The organism is Luteibacter sp., from assembly GCF_051958795.1.
Lineage (GTDB): Bacteria > Pseudomonadota > Gammaproteobacteria > Xanthomonadales > Rhodanobacteraceae > Luteibacter.
The window spans coordinates 1-6,983 of the sequence record NZ_JBQCFT010000313.1 but is presented as its reverse complement, the minus strand read 5'-3'; the positions used below and the strand labels follow the sequence as shown (position 1 = coordinate 6,983).

At 66.0% G+C, this 6,983-nt stretch carries 6 protein-coding genes; 2 read left to right on the top strand and 4 right to left on the bottom strand.

The annotated features are described in order from the left end of the window. Positions 1–953: class I fructose-bisphosphate aldolase (locus tag ACTHLF_RS16135; RefSeq protein WP_440328528.1), on the bottom strand; the 953-nt coding region annotated here is incomplete at its 3' end. A 115-nt stretch (positions 954–1,068) separates the two neighbouring features. Further along, positions 1,069–1,512: an energy transducer TonB gene (locus ACTHLF_RS16130; RefSeq protein ID WP_440328527.1), complete on the bottom strand. Its 444-nt coding sequence runs from the start codon at positions 1,510–1,512 to the stop codon at positions 1,069–1,071. 206 nt (positions 1,513–1,718) lie between these two features. Between ACTHLF_RS16130 and ACTHLF_RS16125 the strand changes: the two genes are divergently transcribed. After that, positions 1,719–3,059, top strand: coding sequence for a UDP-glucose dehydrogenase family protein (locus ACTHLF_RS16125; protein ID WP_440328526.1), 1,341 nt, complete (start codon positions 1,719–1,721; stop codon positions 3,057–3,059). Positions 3,060–3,209: 150 nt separating this feature from the next. Here ACTHLF_RS16125 and pyk read toward each other — a convergent pair whose 3' ends face one another. Beyond that, positions 3,210–4,679 carry a pyruvate kinase gene (pyk, locus tag ACTHLF_RS16120; RefSeq protein WP_440328525.1) on the bottom strand — a complete coding sequence of 490 codons (1,470 nt, stop codon included), beginning with the start codon at positions 4,677–4,679 and terminating at the stop codon, positions 3,210–3,212. A gap of 47 nt (positions 4,680–4,726) precedes the next feature. Next, a complete protein-coding gene (locus ACTHLF_RS16115; RefSeq protein ID WP_440328524.1) occupies positions 4,727–5,551 on the bottom strand; it encodes a S1/P1 nuclease in 825 nt (274 codons plus the stop codon). Positions 5,552–5,724: 173 nt separating this feature from the next. Here ACTHLF_RS16115 and gap point away from each other — a divergent pair, with 173 nt between their 5' ends. After that, on the top strand, positions 5,725–6,741 hold the full coding sequence (gene gap / locus ACTHLF_RS16110; protein ID WP_440328523.1) for a type I glyceraldehyde-3-phosphate dehydrogenase: 1,017 nt from the start codon (positions 5,725–5,727) through the stop codon (positions 6,739–6,741). Positions 6,742–6,983 lie beyond the last annotated feature (242 nt).

Here is a 6,983-nt window from a genome sequence, read left to right as displayed (position 1 = left end):
GCGGCGTCGTAGTTGCCCTTCTGGTCCTTGGCCCAGGTCTCCAGGGCGGCGGACACGAGCGCACGGCCGTACGAGAAGCTGATCGGCCACGGGTGCGGGCCGAGCTTGTTGATCTCGTTGAGGTTCTCGGTGGCCTGCTGGTCGGCCTGGCCGCCCGACAGGAACACGATGCCCGCGGTGGCGGCCGGCACGGCGTACTGGAACACGCTGACGGTCGCATTGGCGACGTCCTCGGCGTCCACCTGGTCTTCCTTCGGGGCGTACTTGCCCGGGATGACCATGCTGACCTTCAGGATCAGCGCCTTGAGTTCAACGTTGTGCAGCTCGAGCTGGGCGAACAGGCTCTGCAGGACTTCCTTGTGCACGGTGAAGCTGGTGTCCAGGTCCTGCACGCTGTCCTTGTCGTCCATCAGGATCTCGGGCTCGACCATCGGGACGAGGCCGGCTTCCTGGCAGAGCGCGGCGTAACGCGCGAGAGCGTGCGTGTTGGATTCCACCGCGGTCGAGGTCGGGGTGTCGTCGGTGATCTTGATCACCGCGCGCCACTTGGCGAACTTCGCGCCGAGCTTGGCGTATTCCTGCAGGCGCTCACGCAGGCCATCGAGGCCTTCGGTGACCACTTCGCCCGGGCAACCGGCCAGCGGGTGCGTGCCCTTGTCGACCTTGATACCCGGGAGGATGCCGGCGGCGTTCATCGCCTCGACCATGCTGCGGCCATCGTCGGTCTTCTGGCGGATCGTTTCATCGAACAGGATGGCACCGGAGATGTACTCGCCCAGGCCCGGCGCGGTCAGCAGCAGCTGGCGGTACTTGCGGCGGTTTTCCTCGGTGTTCTCCAGGCCCACGGCCTCGATGCGCTTCTTGATGGTCGTGGCGGATTCGTCGACAGCGATGATGCCCTTACCCGGGGCGACCATCTGCTGCGCGATCTGTTCGAGGTCTTCGATGCTCATGGGAACTCCAATGGAAGTAGTGGTATGCCCCGGCAAGCGGGCGGGGCCAAGTGCGAAAACCGGCGGAGTATAGGGGAATACCCCGCGAAAGCCGTTGTGCGGCGCGATCAGGCGATCAAGTGGTCTGGTAGCCCGGCAGCTCGCACTGCTTGAGGATGGCGGCCTTGCGCGCCGGGTCTTCCGGCAGGTTGAAGCCGACGACGTAATAGGTGCGCACCGGGTCGCCCACGCGGTTGACGCCCGACGGCGCGTAGCGGAAATCCTTCACGGCGCTGACGCCGACCTGGGCAAGGTCGCCCGCGGGCACGGTCTTTGCGGCTACCACGTTCTGCGGCAGGCCGTTCGAGCCGATCATGTACGTGACCGCGACACAGCCCGGCTGGTCGAGGTTTTTGCCCGTGTTCGGCACATCCGCATTGACCGACGTATTGGTCAGTGTCCAATAGTTCGGCAGGCGCTCGGGGGCGACCTTGCGCGGTTCGGACTGCGCCGCGGCGGTACCGGCGGCAAGGAGGAGGACGGCGGCGACAGCGCCGGTGAGGATGGATGTACGGATCATGACGCCCTCGTTGGTTTGCCAGGGCGAGGAGTGTACCGCCCCTGACGTAAGCCGGGCGTGTGGATTCATGCGCCGCCCGATTTTGTATGGGAGGACCCTCGGGCGGGCAAACAGGCCGGCCGAAGGGCTCCCGCGGTATGCCCAACAGGCGCAGCCGACTACAATCGATGGCTGCGGCGACCCCGCCGGAATGACCAAGGATCCTCATGAAAGTCACGATTTTCGGCACCGGTTACGTGGGCCTCGTCACCGGCACCTGCCTGGCGGAAATGGGCAACCACGTAGTGTGCGTCGATGTCGATGCCGACAAGGTCGCCCGGCTGAAGCAAGGCGAGATCCCCATTTATGAGCCCGGCCTCGAGCCCATGGTCCTGCGTAACCACGCCGGGGGCCAGCTCGATTTCACCACCGAGGCCGCCCCGGCCATTGGCCACGCCGATATCGTGTTCATCGCGGTCGGTACCCCGCCGGATGAAGACGGCAGCGCCGACCTGAAGTACGTGCTCGCCGTGGCCCGGACCATCGGCGACCACATCGACCGCTACACGGTGGTCGTCAACAAGTCGACCGTCCCCGTGGGCACCGCGGACCGGGTGCGGGCCGCGATCGCGGAACGGCTCCACGCGCGCGGCGTGGATGTGCCGTTCGATGTGGTTTCCAACCCGGAATTCCTGAAGGAAGGCGATGCGGTTGAAGACTGCATGCGGCCCGACCGCATCATCGTCGGCGCCTCCAGCCAGCGCGCGATCGGCGTGCTGCGCAAGCTCTACGCCCCGTTCAACCGCAACCATGACCGCATGGTGGTGATGGATGAGCGCTCCGCGGAGCTGACCAAATATGCGGCGAACGCGATGCTCGCCACGAAGATCAGCTTCATGAACGAGATCGCCAATATCGCCGAGCACGTGGGCGCGGATGTTGAGCTGGTGCGCCAGGGCATCGGTGCGGATCCCCGCATCGGCTACCACTTCATTTATCCCGGCGCCGGCTACGGCGGCTCGTGTTTCCCGAAGGATGTGCAGGCACTGGCCCGCACAGCCCACGACGTGGGCTATGACGCGAAACTGCTGAACTCGGTGGAGGCCGTGAATGACGCGCAGAAGTCGCGCCTGTTCGCCCTGCTTTCCCGGCACTTCGATGGCAAGTTGAAGGGGCTCACCGTGGCCGTCTGGGGCCTGGCGTTCAAGCCGAACACCGACGACATGCGCGAAGCCTCCAGCCGTCGCCTGATGGAGCAGCTGTGGGATGCCGGTGCGTCGGTGCGCGCTTTCGACCCGGAGGCGGCGGAAGAAACCCACCGCATTTACGGTGACCGCCCCGACCTCGCGCTGGTCGCCCGCCCCTACGAAGCACTCGAAGGCGCTGACGCGCTGGTGATCGTGACGGAGTGGAAGGCGTTCCGCAGCCCCGATTTCGCGCACGTGAAGTCGCTGCTCCTCACGCCGGTCATCTTCGACGGCCGCAACCTGTACGACCCCGCGACGGTCGAGGAAGCGGGCCTGGCCTACTACGGCATCGGCCGCGGCCGCAGCCTGCTCGGCAAGTAACGCCCCTCCCCGCGCGCCATGGGCAGGAGCCCACCCTGTGGGCGACGCCGGTCGCGGAAGAGCGGCAAGACTCTTGCGTTGTCGCGAACGATGTCGCCCACAGGGTGGGCTCCTACAAGAAAAAAGCCCGCGATTCGCGGGCTTTTTTCGTCACAGGTCGCGCAGGCTATCCGGGATGCCGTCGTCGCCGATCACCAGCAGCTTCAGCGTGTTGGTGCCGCCGTGGCGGCCGATGTGGTCGCCGTGGGTCAGGATCACGCGGTCGCCCTTGGTCAGCTTCGCCAGCGCGAACAGGTGCTGCAGGGCGGCGCGCGCGGTGTGTGCCGGATCGAGGTTGCCGGTTTCGAAGGCCACCGGCTGCACGTCGCGGAGCATCAGCATGCGGCGGCGTGCCACGTCCGACGGGCTCATGGCGTAGATCGGCACGGCGAAGCGGTAACGCGACAGCCACTGTGCGGTCGCACCCGACTCGGTCAGCGAGACGATGGCACGCACGCCGATCTGCGAGGCCAGCACCATGGCGGCAAGCGCGATGGCCTGGTCGGAGCGGTCGAGGCTGGTGGCGGCCGGGCGCAGATCATCGCGCGGCTCGAACTGGCGCTCGGCACCGAGGCAGATGCGGCGCATGGCGGCAACCGCCTTGTCCGGATGGGCGCCGGCCGCGCTCTCTTCGGAAAGCATGACGGCGTCGGTGCCGTCGATGACCGCATTGGCCACGTCGAGCACTTCGGCGCGGGTCGGGATCGGCGCGCGGACCATCGACTGCAGCATCTGCGTCGCCGTGATCACCGAGCGGTTACGCATCACCGACTCGCGGATGATCTTCTTCTGCAGGCCGGGCAGCTCGGCGTCGCCGATTTCCACGCCGAGGTCGCCACGGGCGACCATCACCACGTCGGACGCATCAATGATTTCGCCGAGCACGGGGATGGCATCGGCACGCTCGATCTTCGAGACGATGGCGGCATCACCACCGGCCTCGCGCAGGAGACGGCGGGCTTCGTGCAGGTCTTCCGCCTGGCGCACGAACGATACGGCAAGGAAGTCGGCGCCCATCTCGGCGGCGAGCTTGATGTCGTTGCGATCCTTGTCGGACAGCGCCGACACGCTGAGGCCGCCGCCCTGACGGTTCAGGCCCTTGCGGTTCGAGAGCCGGCCGCCAATGGCGACGCGGGTGTGGATCTCGCTGCCGACCACATCGACCACGGCCAGCGCGACCAGGCCATCGTCGAGCAGGAGGATGTCGCCCGCGACCACGTCCTTCGGCAGATCGTAGTAGCTGACGCCGACGCGGGTCTGGTCACCGGCCGGGGCATCCGGGCGGCAATCGAGGACGAAGGTGTCACCCGGCATCAGGTCGATCGGGCCATCGGCGAACTTCTCGATGCGGATCTTCGGACCCTGCAGGTCGGCGAGGATGCCCACCTCGCGGCCCACGGCGTCAGCCGCGGCGCGGACGGCCGCAGCGCGGGCGCGGTGGTCGTCCGGCGTACCGTGCGACAGGTTCAGGCGAACGATATCCACGCCCTCCTCCAGGATCTTCTCGAGCATGCCCGGCGCATCGGTGGCGGGGCCGAGGGTGGCGACGATCTTGGTGCGGCGTACCTGGATATCGGTCATCGTTTCTTACCTTGTCTGTGTGTCTTCAATGAATGGGGACGGGCCGGTCAGTCGAGCGTCTTGTTCAGCAGTTCGGCCAGGCGCTTGCCGGCCTCGCGCAGGCGCAGCTCGGCGGTGGGCAGGTAGTGCGCCACGTAGGCGTCGTCGATCTTGTGGTTCGCGGGGTAGAAGCCCGGCTGGGCGACGACCTGGCAGGACTCCTCGGCCCACTGGGCATACGGGTTATCCAAAGGCGCGATCGGGCGCGGGAGCTTCACCGGGCCTTCGGCGGCCAGCTTGTCGGCGTAGGCTTCCCACTTCAGGTCGGTGGTGTAGAGCATCTTCGAATCCCACACGCTGTGCAGGTTGGTGCCCTTTCCGTCGAACTGGACCTGGTACTCGTTGCCACCCTTGTCGTCGCGGTTACCGGCGTGGAGCGGCTGGTGGACGTCGCCCACGAAGTGGACTACGAACTTCAGGGCCTGGGCACGCTCGGCGTTCGACTTGTGGCGGTCGCCCAGGATGGCGACGTATTTTTCCAGGCCACCGACCACGCACTTGCCGTCGGCACAGTCGACCGGCGGGTTGTAATGGCATTTCGGGTCGTGGAAGTCGGCGTAGTGCAGCGGCCCCGTGGCCTTGCCCAACTCCTTGTTTTCCGGATCGTTACGCAACTGGTCGGGCCAACTGGCGATATCCGGGAGGGAATCGCTGCCGTCGGCCTTCAGGAGGCGCTCGATCTCGGCCTTGGCCGAAGGATCCAGCTGGCGCCAGGCCAGCTCGGCGACGATGCGGTGGCCGAGGTCACCCCAGGCACCGGCGGTGCCGGCCAGGGCGGTGAGGGAAAGGGCTACCAGGGCGGCAATGGTGCGGCGCTTATGGGGCGTCTTCATGGGACAGTAAACGTTTCCGTCGCGGGCGAACGGCCAAGTGTGCCACACCCGGGCTGAGGCACGAATGACAAATCGCGGCATTGCAGCAAGCCGCCCCCTGCGACCTTCCGTTACCATGGAGGTTTAGGCCCCTGGCCCTCACCTCAGTCGCAATTCCCACCCGGAGGCTGCACATGACCATCAAGGTCGCTATCAACGGTTACGGTCGTATCGGTCGCAATGTCCTGCGATCGCTGTATGAGTCGAAGAAGAACGGCCAGGACATCCAGATCGTCGCGATCAATGACCTCGGTGATGCCGAGACCAACGCCCACCTGACCCAGTACGACACGGCCCACGGCCGTTTCCCGGGCGAGGTGTCGGTGGATGGTGGCGACCTGATCGTCAACGGCGACCGCATCAAGGTCTTCGCCGAGCGCGATCCCTCGAAGCTGCCCTGGGGCGAGCACGGCGTGGACGTGGTCCTCGAGTGCACCGGCTTCTTCACCTCCAAGGCCAAGGCCAGCGCGCACATCGCCGGCGGCGCCAAGAAGGTGATCATCTCCGCCCCGGGCGACAAGGACGTGGACGGCACCTTCGTCATCGGCGTGAACGATGACAAGCTCCACGCCGGCCTGCAGGTCATCTCCAACGCTTCGTGCACCACCAACTGCCTGGCCCCGCTGGCGAAGGTGCTCCACGAGAAGGTCGGCATCGTGCACGGCCTGATGACCACCATCCACGCCTACACCAACGACCAGGTGCTGACGGACGTCTACCACTCCGACCTGCGCCGCGCCCGTAGCGCCACGCACAGCCAGATCCCCACCAAGACCGGCGCCGCCGCCGCGGTGGGCCTGGTGCTGCCGGAGCTCAACGGCAAGCTCGATGGTTTCGCGATGCGCGTGCCGACGATCAACGTGTCGGTGGTCGACCTCACCTTCACGGCCGCTCGCGAGACGACCAAGGAAGAGATCGACGCCGCGATCAACGAAGCCGCGAATGGCAAGCTGAAGGGCATCCTCGGCGTGAACACCAAGCCGCTGGTGTCGATCGACTTCAATCACAACTCGCACTCGTCGATCTACGACGCGACGCAGACCCGCGTCATGGGCGGCACGCTGGTGAAGGTCCTCTCGTGGTACGACAACGAGTGGGGCTTCTCGAACCGCATGCTCGACATGGCCAAGGCGCTGATGGCAGCCAAGTAAGGCCACCATGCCGTTGTGGGAGCGTGCTTGCACGCGATAAACCTGCAAGGCAGAAAAGAAGAAGGGCCCGCTGTGAAAGCGGGCCCTTTTTTCTTGCGCGTGTTTCGCATGTCCTGCCGCTTATCGCGTGCAAGCACGCTCCCACAAGCACGCTCCCACAACGGCGGGCGGCGATCAGGCTTTCTGGATCGTCTGCTCGATCGAGCCAAAGATCGAGCGGCCTTCCTTATCGGTGACATCGA